Annotated in this window: 17 protein-coding genes; 8 read left to right on the top strand and 9 right to left on the bottom strand. The window is 37.5% G+C overall.

All coding sequences use genetic code 11. The annotated features are described in order from the left end of the window. Positions 1-320 precede the first annotated feature (320 nt). Both AC3B5D_RS03865 and AC3B5D_RS03860 read left to right on the top strand, forming a co-directional pair. Positions 321-2,324 carry a reverse transcriptase domain-containing protein gene (locus AC3B5D_RS03865; RefSeq protein ID WP_489839410.1) on the top strand — a complete coding sequence of 668 codons (2,004 nt, stop codon included), beginning with the start codon at positions 321-323 and terminating at the stop codon, positions 2,322-2,324. An 860-nt stretch (positions 2,325-3,184) separates the two neighbouring features. Then, the gene (locus tag AC3B5D_RS03860; protein ID WP_489839411.1) at positions 3,185-3,274 is read left to right on the top strand and encodes a putative holin-like toxin; all 90 of its coding nucleotides are present in this window, start codon (positions 3,185-3,187) and stop codon (positions 3,272-3,274) included. A 278-nt stretch (positions 3,275-3,552) separates the two neighbouring features. Here AC3B5D_RS03860 and AC3B5D_RS03855 read toward each other — a convergent pair whose 3' ends face one another. The 9 genes from AC3B5D_RS03855 to AC3B5D_RS03815 all read right to left on the bottom strand — a co-directional run bounded on the left by AC3B5D_RS03855 (position 3,553) and on the right by AC3B5D_RS03815 (position 7,354). Continuing rightward, on the bottom strand, positions 3,553-3,738 hold the full coding sequence (locus tag AC3B5D_RS03855; protein WP_489878289.1) for a hypothetical protein: 186 nt from the start codon (positions 3,736-3,738) through the stop codon (positions 3,553-3,555). A 48-nt stretch (positions 3,739-3,786) separates the two neighbouring features. Further along, entirely contained in the window at positions 3,787-4,578 is a 792-nt protein-coding gene (locus AC3B5D_RS03850) for a ParA family protein (RefSeq protein ID WP_489839413.1), read from the bottom strand. Positions 4,579-4,630: 52 nt separating this feature from the next. Next, positions 4,631-4,801 (bottom strand): hypothetical protein, encoded by a 171-nt coding sequence (locus AC3B5D_RS03845; RefSeq protein ID WP_489839414.1) that lies wholly within the window; start codon positions 4,799-4,801, stop codon positions 4,631-4,633. A gap of 516 nt (positions 4,802-5,317) precedes the next feature. After that, positions 5,318-5,608: a hypothetical protein gene (locus AC3B5D_RS03840; protein WP_489839415.1), complete on the bottom strand. Its 291-nt coding sequence runs from the start codon at positions 5,606-5,608 to the stop codon at positions 5,318-5,320. 338 nt (positions 5,609-5,946) lie between these two features. Then, complete coding sequence (locus AC3B5D_RS03835) at positions 5,947-6,147, bottom strand: hypothetical protein (protein ID WP_489839416.1); 201 nt, start codon at positions 6,145-6,147, stop codon at positions 5,947-5,949. 7 nt (positions 6,148-6,154) lie between these two features. Then, positions 6,155-6,340, bottom strand: coding sequence for a hypothetical protein (locus AC3B5D_RS03830; protein ID WP_489839417.1), 186 nt, complete (start codon positions 6,338-6,340; stop codon positions 6,155-6,157). Further along, on the bottom strand, positions 6,340-6,771 hold the full coding sequence (locus AC3B5D_RS03825; protein WP_489839418.1) for a hypothetical protein: 432 nt from the start codon (positions 6,769-6,771) through the stop codon (positions 6,340-6,342). The genes AC3B5D_RS03830 and AC3B5D_RS03825 overlap by 1 nt, the downstream gene beginning before the upstream one ends. A 12-nt stretch (positions 6,772-6,783) precedes the next feature. Further along, complete coding sequence (locus AC3B5D_RS03820) at positions 6,784-7,071, bottom strand: hypothetical protein (RefSeq protein WP_489839419.1); 288 nt, start codon at positions 7,069-7,071, stop codon at positions 6,784-6,786. 7 nt (positions 7,072-7,078) lie between these two features. Further along, on the bottom strand, positions 7,079-7,354 hold the full coding sequence (locus AC3B5D_RS03815) for a hypothetical protein (RefSeq protein WP_489839420.1): 276 nt from the start codon (positions 7,352-7,354) through the stop codon (positions 7,079-7,081). A 411-nt stretch (positions 7,355-7,765) separates the two neighbouring features. Here AC3B5D_RS03815 and AC3B5D_RS03810 point away from each other — a divergent pair, with 411 nt between their 5' ends. The 6 genes from AC3B5D_RS03810 to AC3B5D_RS03785 all read left to right on the top strand — a co-directional run bounded on the left by AC3B5D_RS03810 (position 7,766) and on the right by AC3B5D_RS03785 (position 15,894). Continuing rightward, positions 7,766-8,023 carry a hypothetical protein gene (locus AC3B5D_RS03810; RefSeq protein WP_489839421.1) on the top strand — a complete coding sequence of 86 codons (258 nt, stop codon included), beginning with the start codon at positions 7,766-7,768 and terminating at the stop codon, positions 8,021-8,023. Then, on the top strand, positions 8,013-10,280 hold the full coding sequence (locus tag AC3B5D_RS03805) for a toprim domain-containing protein (protein WP_489839422.1): 2,268 nt from the start codon (positions 8,013-8,015) through the stop codon (positions 10,278-10,280). The genes AC3B5D_RS03810 and AC3B5D_RS03805 overlap by 11 nt, the downstream gene beginning before the upstream one ends. Further along, the gene (locus AC3B5D_RS03800) at positions 10,277-10,507 is read left to right on the top strand and encodes a hypothetical protein (protein ID WP_489839423.1); all 231 of its coding nucleotides are present in this window, start codon (positions 10,277-10,279) and stop codon (positions 10,505-10,507) included. Before AC3B5D_RS03805 ends, AC3B5D_RS03800 begins: the two co-directional genes overlap by 4 nt. Before the next feature lie 73 nt (positions 10,508-10,580). Beyond that, a complete protein-coding gene (locus AC3B5D_RS03795; RefSeq protein ID WP_489839424.1) occupies positions 10,581-10,862 on the top strand; it encodes a hypothetical protein in 282 nt (93 codons plus the stop codon). Beyond that, entirely contained in the window at positions 10,859-12,757 is a 1,899-nt protein-coding gene (locus AC3B5D_RS03790; protein ID WP_489839425.1) for an AAA family ATPase, read from the top strand. The genes AC3B5D_RS03795 and AC3B5D_RS03790 overlap by 4 nt, the downstream gene beginning before the upstream one ends. Next, positions 12,757-15,894 carry a type IV secretory system conjugative DNA transfer family protein gene (locus AC3B5D_RS03785; RefSeq protein ID WP_489839426.1) on the top strand — a complete coding sequence of 1,046 codons (3,138 nt, stop codon included), beginning with the start codon at positions 12,757-12,759 and terminating at the stop codon, positions 15,892-15,894. The genes AC3B5D_RS03790 and AC3B5D_RS03785 overlap by 1 nt, the downstream gene beginning before the upstream one ends. The last annotated feature ends 14 nt before the right edge of the window (positions 15,895-15,908 follow it).

Here is a 15,908-nt window from a genome sequence, read left to right as displayed (position 1 = left end):
ATAGGGTTCAGTTCGAATAAGAAATGATAATGTCCTTTTACTCAGAGCATTCAGATTAAAACTAAAGTAATATTTATAAATGTTGTATAAATCAGAAAATTTAATTTAAAAATTATATTAAATATTATATTGAAGTAGTACAATAACATTAGCAGGCTTGGTATTTTTGTCCTAAGTTTCTTAGGAATTAAAAAAATATTGACTAAAATAAGCCAATGTTTTAGTAGGATGACAGTCTTACTTTAGCTTAATCTATGTGGAATTTCACGCAAAATGCTGTACTTCGTAAAAGGCAAGCCTGCTTTAATTTAGGAAATAATATGAGTTATAAAAAAATAAGTGATTTAAACACTAAAAATGATATTATAAATTATTTAATGAGTACTCAATCTATAAGTTTTCCAAAAATATTTTATAAAATTTTCAATGATGTATCTGCACATTATAGTGATATCTACTTAAAGAAGAAATATTCTAATGATGTTCGGCATATTAACGCTCCAGATAAGCAATTAAAATCCATACAATATAAAATAAAAATTCTAATTGAGAATCAATTAAGATATAAAAATTATAAATTTAGTAATATAAGTCAAGCGTATCAAAATGGTAAAAGTGTTTTCATAAATGCCCAGATTCATAGGAATAAAAAGTATGTATTGCATCTTGATATTTGTAATTTTTTTGATGAAATAACTTTTAAAAGAATAAACGGATTTTTACAGTATAATTCAAAATTTATGCTAAATTATACTGTTTCAACTATTATGACTAAATTGTGCTGCTATGACGGTCATCTAACTCAAGGATCACCGGTTTCACCAATAATTTCAAATTTATTAGGCGAAAAAATAGATTTAGTATTAGTTAAAGTTGCAAAAAAATATCATTTTGTTTATACAAGATATGCGGATGATTTAGTTTTTTCAACAAATGACACTTACACAATAAACGAAAAGCTTACAGAATTTATAAATAAAGTAAGTGAAATAATTAATAGTCAAGGTTTTTCAATTAATTGGGATAAATTATCAATTGCTGGACCTGATGTACGGCATACTGTTACAGGATTAACAAATAATAAAAAAGTTTCCGTACCTTTGGAATTTTATAAACAAACAAGAGCCATCGCAAATCATTTTTATATTTATGATGAGTTTTATAATAACCAACAAATTTATCGTGATTATTATGTTAAAAATTTCAATAAAGCTCCAATGAAAATTATAGAAGGGCGTTTGAATCAAATATATAATATAGAAAATCAGAATCGAACTTTATACTCAGATCATTTATCGGGATTTGAGTATCAAGCTATTACACCTATAGACTATAAACGACATGTGGTTTCTTCAACAGAAAATAAGGAAACTCATGAAGTTATTAATGAGTTTTCTGGAAAGGAACTTGAATATAGTAAGTTTATATTTTATAAGTTTTTTTTATATGGAGATTTTATTACTTTATTCACAGAGGGTAAAACAGACCCACTTTATATTAAAAAAGCTAAAAAGATATTGGATGTTGATGATTTTGATTTAAAAATTTATGATGCAGATACTGAAATTAATAAGAAGTCTATTTTTTCTCGTCTATTTAATTTACATACCGGCGGCAAAAGTTTAATAAAAATATTCGAAATATATGTTGGTCGCGCTACTGACCAACACTTTATTAATTATTCAAAATATTTTGAAAAAAAGACTTTTTCAATAAAACCAACAGTATTATTATATGATTTTGAACTTTATAGTCGTAACTCACCATTAGGGAATTTTATAAGCATAATTTGTAGCAAAAAATATAAACATTATGGTTTTAAATGTAATGTTATAATAAAGGAGTTAAAGACTAAAGGATTTTACCGAGTATATAAAAATTTATATATAGCAGTAACAATGGATTTTAATATAATTGGTCTTAATACTCAAGAAGAAGATATAAAAAGATCGATAGAAGATTATTTTCCTAGTCAATTACTATCAAACACTAATGGTCTAAATACAGAACACTTTGAAGGAGTTAGTGCACCAAACTCACATTCTGTTGTTATAGATAAAAATCAATTTTCAAAGAGAATTCAAACTTATACTGATAAAAAAATATTTAATAATTTGTTTGATATCTTTTTAGATATTCAAAAAGATTATTTATCAGTTTTATTATCAAGATTATACAAATCCAACTTAGATGATCCAGTTGAAAAAAGAATGGTCATTAATTGTTTGTATAGAATATTAAATTCAAATAAAACACTGCAACTAATTGAACAATTTAAATTAACTAAATTATTTATGGAAGTATATAATAAAAATTTTTTGTGATTTTTTAAATGTATGTATTTACATAAGTTGATAATATATTAACCTTAGAGGTAGAAACAGATGTGATGATATCTGTTTCTACTTTTTTAATTAGCTAAGTCGCCCAAAATATCCAAACTATTAGCTTAATAACATCTATACCAATCTAAGTTGACATAACCTCTAATATTGTAAGTTGTTGATTTGACGGGATTGCCAGTCGTTTGTGAGGTAACGTCATTTCACAAAATAGATTTTTAATGACTAGCTTATTTCACAAGTATAAAAATCTTTCAAATTCACAATCTAGACCAATTAAACCAGTTTAAAACCTAAAATTAACGGTCATAAGGCAATATCAATTAAGAAATCAACGATTATTGATAAACAAGGCTCATTTGGATTGATTGTATTTATGAATCCCTCTGTATCGAGGGATCCTGATTCGTCGGATCATTTAACATTATATTATTATAAGGAGGTATGTGTACGTGCATGCACATACAGAAAGTACACTAAATCAAGGTGATCTTTAGGGCAGCCACTTTCCCAAGTGTTTATCATTATTTTCTGCAAGTCAACGCTGCTTAATGAACGAGTGTTACTCCTTGCAAAAAAAGTCCAGCTGACATTTATCAAGTACGGTAGATGATGCAAAAAATATGACATCAACGGTAAGTGATGAATTGATAGCAAAAAAGATTTAAAAGGTATATAAAACATGTCACGAAAACTAGCATTATCGTGCTTTTAGCATGTTTTTATGGTATAATAGAGGAACAGGTTAAAGGCGGTGGCTGACTTTTCAATCGGAAAGAAGGTGATGCCTATGAATGTGATTCATGGACACCAAAATCTGACGAAAGGAGGGTTAGCCCAAAATGTCTGTTCACGACGTAATATCATTGATGATATTGTTCGGGAGCTTCTTGTTGGCGTTGTTGAGTTATCTCGACAACCACAAGAAGTAAGACATACTAAAAAACCGCCTATCACTTTGACGAGTCAGGCGGTTTAAAGTTATTCAAAATCAGCCACCGTTGAAGTAACCTGGGCTCCGTGTTTGCAGCACGGGGCTTTTTGTTTATATTTAAATTATAGCATGTGTTCAGACAATTTCACAAATAATTACGTTAGATAATCAAAAAGTTAGCACCTAAACTTGTCATTTCTCTGATTGTTGTTTGTATCATAAATTATAATCCCAATATAAATAATGAGAAGCGAGATAAACACTAGTACTATCATTTTATTTATCAAATGCTTTTTTTAATAAATGTTCCAAATATCTAGAGGCAGTTAGATCATTTTCTTTAGCACGGCTGGCGAGTTCATTGGCTAAATCTTGCTTCAAAGTGAAAGACTTTGAGACTCTAGGTATAGGCTTTTCACTTGTTACTGGTTGGCTAGGCATACTACTTTGTAGTTGTGCCATCTTATCTTCAAAGGCCATCTTGGTCATACTATGCTATGCTATATTTTATTATGGTTCCTGATTAGTAAACGCATTAAAGATGTTGTTGATATTCTTGAAGAATGCCTGCGTCGTTTGCGATAAATTATTTTCTTTTGCCATACTAATCAGGGGTTCATGATTCAATGTGGTTTTATTAAATATTTCTCTTTCAGGAATTAAGGCAATTGTTCGAGGATCTTTTTTCATTTGTGCCACAAATTCATGTGATGAGTTCGTATTATGTTTTATTCTATTACCAATAAACTTCAGTTCTGCTGTCACAAAACTTTGACGACTTTCAACATTAATGACATCTTGTTTTAATTGAGCCATTCTTATTGACAAATTACTTTTGGCAATAAAACCATATTCACTAGGCTCAATCGGACTGAATACAAAATCTGAAATAACAATCATATTTTGTGTGATCGTTGAAAAATCTGGATGAGTATCTATGAGGACATAATCAAATTTTTTTAATTCGTTATAGTTGTCGGCAAACCACATGTACATTAATAATTCTTTGTTAGCTCTCATTTGAAGATCATTATTGATTGTATCTAAGTTCATTGATGCAGGAATAATAGATAAATTTTTATGTAGCGGCATTATTTCTACTACTTCACTATTCTTCGTAAAAATGTTTGCTAGGGTGCCATGGTCTTTATAAATATCATAGGTTTGGGTTAAACTGCACTGATGATCGCTATCAATTAACAAAACGTTATAGCCGTTGCTAGATAGCCATTCACCATAATTAAAAGTTAATGTTGTTTTGCCAACGCCGCCTTTAATCGCTGCAAAAGTTATTATTTTCATTTTGTATCTCCTTGTTTATAAGCATGTCATAGCATGCTATGTAAGTCATTAGCTACTCAAAATAATGAGTGTTTTTATTTTTTATTTTGACGGGGTTTTGTTTAATTAGTCCTTTTTCTAATTGGTGGTTACGAATATTTTTGTCTTTGGGAATCATGCTACCTTGCGAACAATAGGTTTCGGGAGCCACCAAATCAAACCATTTTGTGAATGCTTTTTTCATTTATTTCACCACCAATCTTAGCCTGCAATCAGTAAGACCAAAATACTTACTAGAATGAGACTTAAAACGCAACTTGGCAACGCTAAATTTATTTTAGGATAGCGCCTTAGTAACAGACGAATACCATCACCCACTAGTCCAACAAGTAAGAAGAATCCAACGCATAGCCAGTAACTCAAAAATTTAAAAATGTGGCTAATGATTTTGAATATTAAAAGAAGAGAAATCAGTACTATGCCAAATAAAAGGCCCATCATTTTTCCAATGAAGTAAGCACCTGGATTAAAAAAATACATAAGCATCATTCCTTTCGTCTGGATTTATGTACTCCCTCATTGCGAGGGGTTCCTGATTAAATAAAAAACAGATTAATAAGGAGAGTGTCCGCAAAAAACATCAGGTGACAAACGTCCCACAGGTATGATGAATTAAGCGATACCATCTAATCAGGGCGATCTTTTTGGCAGCCACATTCCAAATAAGTTTGCGTGCCGTTAGGCAACGCTAACGGCTAGTTTAGTAAATTTCATTATTATAACAACTCCAGTTAGCTAACACTTGTGAGATTAAAGCTTGTAGATTAGACATAAAATCGGCATTAGGCATGTTAGCTGTGAATCGACTGGCTAACTCACCACTAAGATACTGTGAAAAATAGGTGGCAGTAGCGGCATCGTTAACCTGTAACTCAAAGGTTGTTTTTGTGGGTAGATGATCCGCTTTAATGATGAGTGCAACGGATGCCCTCGTTTTTTCAATAGTTAAGTTATAGGTTGCTATGGGGGTTATGATGGTTGTTTTAATCATAGTGCTGCCTCTCTTTTTTTCTGCAAGTCAACCCTGCTTAATAAACGAACGTTACTTGCTTTTTGACAGGAGAATCATTATATAGGCACTGGCAAATGACAAGGGCGGCTTTGCCGTGCATTTTACCCTTGTCATTTGTCGTAGTGTTGCTTAGTGCAACGCACTTAGCAATCACTGCCTATATTATTATTTGGATGGCAAAAAGAAAGGTTCAAGGATTGAGTAGGGATTGCGCAAAGCGCATGATTAGTCCCCATTTATGGGGTCGGAGGTAGCTTAAGAACCCCGCTTGCGGGGCCTGGGGCATGCAGAGAAAGGGCGCAGGACGCCCCAGTGATTTAAATTTCAACCCAACCATTGTCAACAGTTGGCGTATTGATGTGATATTTAGCATTCATTAAGTCAGTCGCAGATAAAACGACTTGTTCATGCTGGTAGGCTTGTCGCACTTGTTGGTCAAGGTCATTTTCATTATCGACTGTTAGAGCAACCGTTCGAGTTAAAGTTTCTTCATACGTTACTAAGATTTCTTTTTTCATGAGCGACCTACCTTTCAAAATCGTTTTTAACATGGAGATGAACACTTTGTGTATCGTCAGGACTTAGGACGATTTCGCCATTGTCGTACATTTGCATGGCTTGTTGACTTAAATCGTCCACGTTCATTTCAGGGGTTAGTTCAAGGGTGACTTCTTTTTGTCTGTATTCTTCAAATAAAACGCGTACTTTCATTAGTTGTCTCCTTCATTTTTAAAGTGATACAAGGTGCCGTTCTCTAATACATTATTAAAGGTTGTATGTGTTTGTTCATTCAACATATATGCCTTTTTTGTTTGCTCAAATTCATCAGTGGCAACGGATAGCGCTTGGTATTGGTTAGCTGACATAGTACTAGGTTTAACGCCAGTATCGATTAAAACTAAAGCTTGAAAGAATAGTCGGGGGCTTTCTTTTTGGAGACCATTTAGCATGTTGTAAATCGTTTCAACTAATTTTACACTGACGTTTGCCGACACCATTTCTTCATAACCAGTGCCTAAAGCTTTTTTGTAGTGTTCTTTAGGGACTTTGGTTTCTTGATAACCGTAGGTTATATCTGCCATAGCTTGCGCCATTTTAGCAATGGGTAGTTTTGAAAAATCATCATAATAGTTATGGGTCATGTTGATACTCCTTTAAAAAATTTCGTATATGAGGCTGTCATCAAAATTATCAGCGACTTGTGCTAGTACGGATAAAAATTCATACCATTCGACTTGGGTTAAATTATCTTTCACAAACCAAAAGTCGCAATCAAAACTTAACAACTCATCTGTTGTGGTTGGTGTCATGGTATACCAAATGCGAATGATAAAATCATCACTCGTTCGCAATATATCCGCTAGGATAAGTCCTTGACCTAGGTGACAAAAAGCAATAAATTTGCGTAGCTGTTCTGCCGTGTTAATTAATCTAAAGTCCATGGGCAACTTATCCTTTCAAATATAGAAAACTTGCAATTTGAAAAATTTTGCCAAGGTGTATTTTTTTGAGTAAGCGACTATGGGTCGCTTGCCAATAAGTAACGGCAGTAATGGGATAGTCGGGCGTATTCATGACCGTCATTTTCCACAAGCGAATCGGGTATCCGCCTTTGCTGTCGGGGCTACTATCTGCAATTAAAGCTGTCTGATTTCCTAAATCAAGCGGTTGTTGACCGCCACAAGCCACAAATTTTTGGGCACGTTGAAAAAGCGTTACGGGCATACTTTGTTCACTCTCCTTACAAATGCTTATTATCACAATTTTTTTCTGCCAGCTACTACCTGTTGTCGCTGGCTTTTGTCGTTGTGACAGGGAGTTTATTGCAGGGAGCCAGTGAAAAGACAAGGGCGGCGCAGCCGTGTTATTTACCCTTGTCTTTTCACTTAGTTGTCCTTAGTCACTGGTGACTTAGGAACAACTGGTGCCTGCTATAAATGATTGGCACACAAGACAGAAGTCAGCGACTTACAGGTAGTTTGGCGAAAGCCAAGCCTTTGACCCCCGTTTACGGGGACTGGGGAAATAGGGATTTGGTGAATTTGAAATCTGAGTTGACAACATTTACATCGCCTTTAATAAATTGTTTATGATGAGCCTATTAATCGGTAAGCACCGAAAAATAGGAGGAAAAACATGGCCGTTAAAAAATTGAAGGAACGCTTAAGTAAGAAACAACAAGAATTAAATCATTTAGAAGCTAAGCAAAAACAAGTGAAAGCCGACATCGTTACTTTAGAAAAGGAGATTCAGCGAGAACTGTTTGTGGACTTGCAGAAGCAGTTAAAAACCACCAACTTAGAAGAGATTGCCGATTTTATTCAAGGCGTCCACCCACTTGATCAACCAAAGGATGACTCTGATGATCAGGAGGGGCAGCCACATGAGTATTAATCGACAAGCAATGAAAGCATTACCGATTCAAGGCTATTTAGACTATCAAGGTATTGCTTATACGGTAGAACATAATCGTTTACGATTGGTGGAACATGATAGTTGCTTAATTAATTTAGATAAAAATATTTTTTATTGGAACTCACGACATTTGAGTGGTGATTTAGGAAATTTTATTGCCGCCTATGACAACGTTTCATTAAAAGAAGCCTGGATCAAGTGGACAGCTTATGCGCGTTATTACAATCAGCAAGACACACAAACCAAATCTAAGTATCAGGCAGACGCTCAACCGTCTGCATATCACTTTGACTGGTCAAAGTGGCGCACGGCGCAAACCACGACCAATTCAGAACACTATTTAGTTCATGAACGTGGTTTTGATGCCCAATTTATCCATCAACTAGCGCAAGCTGGTTTCATCAAACAAGGTATGGCCTATCAAGACTCGAAAACAAAGACTTGGCAAAAACCAGCGTTACTGTTTCCTTGGTTTGATGATCAAAGGCAAGTGGTTGGTTTAGATCAACAGGGAACATCCGTTGACTTTGAGAAATATGGTAAGCGGGGCACGCAGAAAAAAATTGCGAGTGGATCCCAGACCAAGTATGGTTATAACTTTCGGACAGGCAATGGGGCTGATCGACTAATTGTCTTTGAATCACCCATTGATGCCTTGTCGTATGCGCAAATGAATTTCAGTCAACTAGCTAACACGAATACAACCTTTTTATCGATATCAGGGGTTGATCATCAGAAAGTCTTGGCCCAACTTGACCGCATGAATGTGAATAACGGTCATTTACCAAAGCATCTTGTCTTGGCAACGGATAATGATTTAGCAGGCTATCAGGTTGCTGATAAATTTGATGTCTTACGTTTTGAGGGGGTTGAAAACATCCGTGAAGTGCCCGTTAAAGGTAAGGATTGGAACGAACAATTACAAGCGGGGGTGACTGGTATTAAGCCCCTGAGTATGAGCGAAAACAAGCAACGGTTAACGGCATTAGAACAATTTAAGGTTAACCAGACGTCGTCTGGGCACTCAAAACAGGCCGTGAAGCCCACTGAATCCAAAGATGTTGTCAGTCCAAAGCCAACGTCTAAAGCAACAAGTCAACATCCGAGTTCGCGTCAAGAACGCCAAACGCAAACCCGCCTGAAAAACCAACAAGTGATTAAAGACGCCTTAACGCAGGTAGCTAATTATCAAAATGATCCCGTTGCAGTCCAACGTTACTTGGATTTTGTGGCGCAAGGGCAAAACTATTCCCCTCGTAACACGCAATTAATTTATGGGCAACGCCAAGATGCCACGATTGTGATGGGTTATAAACAATTTGCCGAACGGGGGATTCAAGTTAATAAGGGTGAAAAAGGTCTGAAGATTTTTGGTGCGCCCGTTAATTTAAGATCAATCATTACTGCAGAAAATGAACGGGTATACTGGCGTGATGCAACGCCTGCCCAACGGCAGGCCGCTAAAGCAGGCGATTTGGAAGTTCGTTCAGTCCAACATTATCCTATTGAAACAGTTTTTGATGTGAAACAAACTAATGCGAAGTTGGATGATTTACCGCAATTACTGCCTAATCGACCAGTCAACCTAGCAACTGACCAATCACCAGACCAATTAGAAAAAGTCTATCAAACCTTAAAAAATTATGCGGCAAATGAACAACATGCTCGGGTGGTCGACCAAGATGGCGGCGCCATTCAATTTTTAGCAGACCATCAACCCATGACCAGTCAAGGAATTGCTAAAGGAGCGACCATCATTAATCGACAAAAGCCTGATAATGTGATGATTGTTTTACGACCAGATTTACCAGTTACTGATCGGATTGCCACGTTAGCACATGAAGTGGGGCATGTTGCCCTCCATCAAAATATGGATCAGCCATTATCATCAGGCGTTAAAGAATTAGAAGCTGAAATGACCAGTTACGTCATTTTAAAAAATGTGGGCATTGAACCTGGGGTGATTAGTGAAAAATATATGAGCGACTGGACGAATCATTTACAACGAGTCCCGCAATTAAATAAGCAAGATGATCAGTTCTTAAATCGGGTCACTAAAGCCAGTACGAATGTCACGGATTATTTAAGTCATCACTTATCGAATGGCAAACCCCAAGCCCTGACCCAACGGGTCAGTCAGCAAAACAAAGTAACACAAACGGCGCTACAACAAGTATTACAAGATCAAGCACAAGAAAAGACCAATGTGATCGAAGCAGGGAGAAGTCATTCATGATTAAAAAAATACAAGGATACTTAGTACAAGTAGTCCATGACCAAGACCGTTATTTACTGGCACTAGCCACGGCAAATGATGAGGAATTATTGGTGTTACCAGTCACGACAACGCATTACCAGCAGCTATTTCCAGCAGGTGAGCCAGCATTGGATGACCCTTACGAAATCACCTTATCATTTGATCAACAGCAAGTAAACTATTCAGTCAGTTTTCAATTTAACTAGTGAGGTGCTCCCAGCGACGGCTGTACCGTGGCACCAGTCAAGTGATGCACAAGAAAAAGGAGGGACTAACCCAATGGAAACCAAACAGGCACAAGCTAATTTAAGGCAACACTTAGAAGAGATTAAACAAAATGATCAGGTCATGGCTGCAATTAATGCTGCCCTGGCTGAGGAAACCGCCGTGCATGCTAAACGAATTGCCCAACGGCAAGCAGGAAAAGGCATTGAAGCCTTATTTACAACACAAGATATTGACACGATGACGCACAATCTTAAACCAGTACGCCCTGACTTATCAGGTCAGACGCATCGTTCACAATTGCGTGATATTAAACGGGAGGTGGCTGACGAATGATAAAAACGCCCTATCTTGATCGTTTTACAACAAACTTTTCACACTTGGTGACAGAAAATCCCACGCATTATGGGGCGTATGATCGTGAGAACGCGTTGGGGCAATTAGTGCGTATTCTTAATCAAACGAAGAAAAATAGTGCGGCTATTCTAGGTGAGGCGGGTGTTGGGAAAACCGCACTTGTTGAAGAATTGGCGAAGCGCATCCAAGCTCATGATGATCTATTAAAAGGGACCTTGGCGAAGCGTGAAATTATTTCATTGGAGCTATCCGCGTTAATGGAGGCCACCGATGGTGGCAGTTTTGCCTCAAACTTACATCACATTGTGGACGAGGTTAAAGCTAATCCGCAATACTTGTTATTCATTGATGAGATGCATGAGTTAATTGGGACTGGATCAGAAGGTAGTTCAGGTATGGATGCCGCTAACATCTTAAAGCCAGCAATTGGCCGAGGCGAAATCCAGGTGATTGGCGCCACCACAACGGCAGAATTTAAACAATATATTGAATCTGATAATGCAATGGAACGTCGTTTTGACAAAGTAATTCTTGACGAATTTACGCCTGAGCAGACAAAAGCAACCTTAAAAAAGGTTGCTAATAATCTTACAAAAGTAACTCATGTCGCAGTGACTGATGAATCCTTAGATCGGGTGATTCGATTTGCGGATCGCTACATAACCAATCACTATTTCCCTGAAAAAGCGATCACGTTACTAGATAATGCCTTGGTTGCTGCCAAGCTTAATAATCACGACGTGGTATCGGAAACAGATATTGCCAGCATTATTCATGAGCGATATCACGTTCCCATGGCGGTATTAACTGAAAAAGATGATAACCGATTATTCCGCTTATATGAACGGATGCAACAACAAGTCATTGGGCAAGATGCTGCCTTGCATAAAATCGTTGATAGTATTCGGATTCGAGCCGCAGGCTTGGGGGATATGAGTAAACCGTTATCGTTCTTATTAGCGGGTACTCCTGGAGTAGGTAAGACCGAAACAGCCAAAGCCTTGGCAACACATTACTTCGGTGACGAACGCCAGTTAATTCGTTTTGACATGTCGGAATTTAAATTTGCCAAGCAATCGATGCAACGGTTTGCTGAACGGGCTGCTGAAGCCGTAAAATTTCACCCGTATGCCGTCTTATTGTTGGATGAGATTGAAAAAGCAGACCCCATGGTCTTAGATTTATTGCTGCAAATCCTTGATGATGGACGGTTAACTAATGAACGCGGGCAAACCATTAACTTTAAGGATTTAATTGTGGTGATGACCACCAATATTGGTCACCAATTAATTATTGAACGGGCTGCCAAAAGTGATGCGTACCGCCAAGACACGAATAATCAAGTTACTTTTGAAAAGAACTTTGAGAACGCCTTGTTGGGGGCTGACTTACGTCAAGAGTTTATTAGTCGTATTGGCGCCATTATTGTGTATGAGCCGTTGGCAGAACCTGATGTTAAAGCAATCATTGATTTGAAGTTACGGCAGCTTAATAGCCAAGCGCAACAGCAAGGTTACAACCTGATTTATCGGGCGGATCAAGTCACCAACTTAATTCCAAGTTTTGGGGAAGGATTTGAAGTGGTCGACGATGAACGAATTAAAGCGTCTCCTTTGATTGATTTTCTGTTAGATAAAGGATATCGCAAGTCCAGAGGCGTCCGACCGTTGGATGATAGCATTATGGAATTTGTAGAAGCCCAAATGGCAGAAGCCATTTTAGAGGAACGGCGGACTGGTAAAACGAATGGACATTCATTTATTTTTCGGGCTTGGGGTAATCCACCTGACCAAACCCATCCACGTGGTGATTGGCAAGCGGTGGTGACCCAATTTGATCAAACGACCCTGCAACCTAGTGAGGAGGTCAGTTGATGCGTAAAAATCATAAAAATAAGCACCTTGCCCACTTTAATTTATCCAAACAAGCTAAAATATGGTTCGGATTATCGACCAATCCTAATGAATTTTGGGGTAATCCCTACAGTCATGAACAAAATTATGTGCATCAAAGTCGGGTTCGTTTACGAGGAAAACTGTGGTATCAACTGCTGACGTTTAGCTTATACGTGATTGTCGGTCTGTTCTTGGCCTTATTAGTCGGCACTTTTGCGAAATGTCTCTGGTACCTATTACGCTCAGGGCTCGGTAATTTAGTGTTCAATTGGTTTGATATTTATTTTCAACCGACTTTTAGTTGGTCCTATTTCCGTGATTTTATTGCCTTTTCAATGGCGGGAGGTGTTTTACAAGATACCTCCTTTATTACCTGGGGGTTAATGGAGGTTATTTTTGCTTTAATCTTACGATTAGGCATTCGTAATTGGTATGACTGGGTGCAGAAATTCAGTGATCGAACCGTTGATTATAACCGTTTTGCGAGTTTAAAAGAAATTGACCAAACTTATCAATTAGTGCCTGATCGAAATCAATTTTATAATGCCCAAGCGGGCATGCCTGTTTCCCATATTTCAGGTTATTCATGGCCATTCTTTAAGTTGCATCCGTTTTTGGCAATCAAACAATGGCTTAAAGGATTTTTAGGGATTAATCGGGAACATTGGGGCAAACGGACACAAGCACTTTATCAATGCTTAGTTAAATCCCCACACTTAGAAAAAATGTTAGGGCGGCAATTAAGCGTCACTGGTGGGTATGCAGGCTATTATTATATAGATGATACGCCCACACATGAAGTCATTATCGGTGCTACTCGTGCGGGTAAAGATCAATTACTAGGTTATATTCTAATTGATTTATTAAGACGGGGAGAAAATCCGCCAAATATCATTGATACAGATGCTGAAAATGAAGATGGCAAGATGTCCTTTAAAGCCTTGGAGCGAGCAGGCTTTGAAGTCCAACTATTAAATATTGCTGATACGGATTGGTCAGAGACGTGGAATCCCTTTCAAGTGGCTCTTGATTATGCGTTAGATGGTGAATTAGATAAAGCGCGTGATGAGGCCATGGTCGTAGTGCAGATCATTGGGGCTTCTAAAGATAGTAATGCTGAAAATGGGGTCTGGGATGATACAGCGGAAGCCACTCAGTTAGCGATCGTGTTAATTCTTATTTGGTTAGCAATTGAGCATAATGACCCAACATTAGCGACACCGACAGGGGTCCCGCAATTCATTAATTCAGTGAACCAATTTAATGATCCTCAGGACAAAAATTTGGATGGGCTAACGAAGTATTTTCAAATGTTGCAAAAGCTTGATCCAATGCCCCCCATTGTCAATGAAGCCATTTTAAAGGCAGGCTCGTACTTAGGATCAACGGGGGACACGAAGTCATCAATCATGTTTACGTTGCAGAGTCGGATTAGTTTATTTGCTTCGGAAACGGTCGCTCGGTTAACCTCACGGTCAACCATTAAAATGACTGATTATGGGTTTCCACGGATGTTTAAAGCGACTTTACCTTTAGCATATGCGGGGGCAACGGCAAAAGTGGAACTACACGATTTAACGAAAACAAAAGGTATTATAACGCCTGATTATTTAGAACAAGATGCTGTTAAAGTGAGTCGTTCAGGTGTCATTACTTATCCGTTCCAACAGCTTTTTCCTGTAAGTTGGGCAATTCATATTCAGTTCAATGATACAAGTAATCCGATTCATTTACGGGAAACGAGTTTAACAATTTTTGGTGAAAAGCGGGTCAAGAGAAACCTTGATGGCACAATTAAACTGGACAAAAATAGCCGGTTGCCAATTGAGAAATTAGTCGTTAAGCAAAAAAGGTTTAATCTTTTTGAACAAAAAACGGCGACGTTTAGTTTGCGGTATTCAGAAAAGCCGATTGCGATGTTCTTAGTAACCCCTCAAAATAATGACAATTATGCGGCATTAGCTTCTTTGTTTTTAGGACAGGTGTTCTCAATCAATACCCAAATTGCCTCAAATATTACCCGTCGTCAGATGGATCAGCGTATTTTTTATAAATTAAACGAGTTTTCGATGTTCCCCCGGATACCCGGATTTGATAATTTCTTAACCCGAGGTCTGACCTATGGACATATCGTGATTATGTATGTGCAAGATGAAGCCCAAATTGGAAAACATTATAACAATGAGGAGGTATCTGAAATTAAGAACAATATGTTAAACACGGTCTTAATTCAAACCAAAGATGCCGAAACAAATAAAAGCATTTCAGATAGTTTAGGTGAAATTGAGGTGCAAAAGGAAATTGTGAACTCCCAAATGGGAACGCAACAACAAGACCGTGGTAATCGGCAAATGTCAATTGAAAAGATGCCCTTACGGTCACCAAAAGAATTACAGGAAATGACTAGTCGGGAAATGATCATGTTACGGCAAGCCAAGCGTTTGGATAAGAAGGGCCACCGTGTGCGACCGTTACCGATCTTTAATACGCAAGCAACATTGATGCCGAATACACGTGACCTGATTGGTGAGAGTTTCCGGCTAGACTACTACACGACAGACTTACGCATTAAAAATCACACGAAACATTTAACCTATGAGGATATGTTCCAAGATTTTACGCCGTACTATGAAGAATTAGCGCAGCAAGTCCAAGGGAACGAGGGACTAACCGTGCAAGATAGTCGACTGAATTTTGACGAAATGAAACAGTTGGCGGATAAACTGACCGCTAATGATGATGCGCAAACCAATGGTGAACGTGAGTACCAGGCTAGTTTTGAAACTTGGCAGGATGATTTTGAAGCCAAACGCCGCGCCAAAACACCTGTCTTAACGCCTGAACAACTGATTAATCCGAATGAAATTAGGTTGATCGAAGATGTGATAGGCAATTTTATTAGTCAGATTCATTACACAAAGCGGACGGCGTTACAGACGAATGCCTTGGTGCTTGCCAAGAACCATCGTTTATTTGAAACTATGCCCGAACTAAATGATTGGGATCAGTTACTGTATCTCTTTGAAAATAATTATAGTCAACTATATGAGTTGACTAAATTAATGAGCAATAAAACAGCTGAACAATCACCAGCAAACGATAATGAGGATCTATAAAGGAGGAAGTACCC

The organism is Weissella sp. ESL1177 (genome assembly GCF_058107185.1).
Note: the sequence above shows the minus strand (reverse complement) of the source record. Positions and strands in the feature narration are given on the sequence as shown.

Excerpts from the sequence above, each read along its gene's own strand:
- AC3B5D_RS03865 (WP_489839410.1), top strand. The coding sequence starts at position 321 with ATGAGTTATAAAAAAATAAGTGATTTAAACACTAAAAATGATATTATA.
- AC3B5D_RS03860 (WP_489839411.1), top strand. The coding sequence starts at position 3,185 with ATGTCTGTTCACGACGTAATATCATTGATGATATTGTTCGGGAGCTTC.
- AC3B5D_RS03855 (WP_489878289.1), bottom strand. The coding sequence starts at position 3,738 with ATGGCACAACTACAAAGTAGTATGCCTAGCCAACCAGTAACAAGTGAA.
- AC3B5D_RS03850 (WP_489839413.1), bottom strand. The coding sequence starts at position 4,578 with ATGAAAATAATAACTTTTGCAGCGATTAAAGGCGGCGTTGGCAAAACA.
- AC3B5D_RS03845 (WP_489839414.1), bottom strand. The coding sequence starts at position 4,801 with ATGAAAAAAGCATTCACAAAATGGTTTGATTTGGTGGCTCCCGAAACC.
- AC3B5D_RS03840 (WP_489839415.1), bottom strand. The coding sequence starts at position 5,608 with ATGATTAAAACAACCATCATAACCCCCATAGCAACCTATAACTTAACT.
- AC3B5D_RS03835 (WP_489839416.1), bottom strand. The coding sequence starts at position 6,147 with ATGAAAAAAGAAATCTTAGTAACGTATGAAGAAACTTTAACTCGAACG.
- AC3B5D_RS03830 (WP_489839417.1), bottom strand. The coding sequence starts at position 6,340 with ATGAAAGTACGCGTTTTATTTGAAGAATACAGACAAAAAGAAGTCACC.
- AC3B5D_RS03825 (WP_489839418.1), bottom strand. The coding sequence starts at position 6,771 with ATGACCCATAACTATTATGATGATTTTTCAAAACTACCCATTGCTAAA.
- AC3B5D_RS03820 (WP_489839419.1), bottom strand. The coding sequence starts at position 7,071 with ATGGACTTTAGATTAATTAACACGGCAGAACAGCTACGCAAATTTATT.
- AC3B5D_RS03815 (WP_489839420.1), bottom strand. The coding sequence starts at position 7,354 with ATGCCCGTAACGCTTTTTCAACGTGCCCAAAAATTTGTGGCTTGTGGC.
- AC3B5D_RS03810 (WP_489839421.1), top strand. The coding sequence starts at position 7,766 with ATGGCCGTTAAAAAATTGAAGGAACGCTTAAGTAAGAAACAACAAGAA.
- AC3B5D_RS03805 (WP_489839422.1), top strand. The coding sequence starts at position 8,013 with ATGAGTATTAATCGACAAGCAATGAAAGCATTACCGATTCAAGGCTAT.
- AC3B5D_RS03800 (WP_489839423.1), top strand. The coding sequence starts at position 10,277 with ATGATTAAAAAAATACAAGGATACTTAGTACAAGTAGTCCATGACCAA.
- AC3B5D_RS03795 (WP_489839424.1), top strand. The coding sequence starts at position 10,581 with ATGGAAACCAAACAGGCACAAGCTAATTTAAGGCAACACTTAGAAGAG.
- AC3B5D_RS03790 (WP_489839425.1), top strand. The coding sequence starts at position 10,859 with ATGATAAAAACGCCCTATCTTGATCGTTTTACAACAAACTTTTCACAC.
- AC3B5D_RS03785 (WP_489839426.1), top strand. The coding sequence starts at position 12,757 with ATGCGTAAAAATCATAAAAATAAGCACCTTGCCCACTTTAATTTATCC.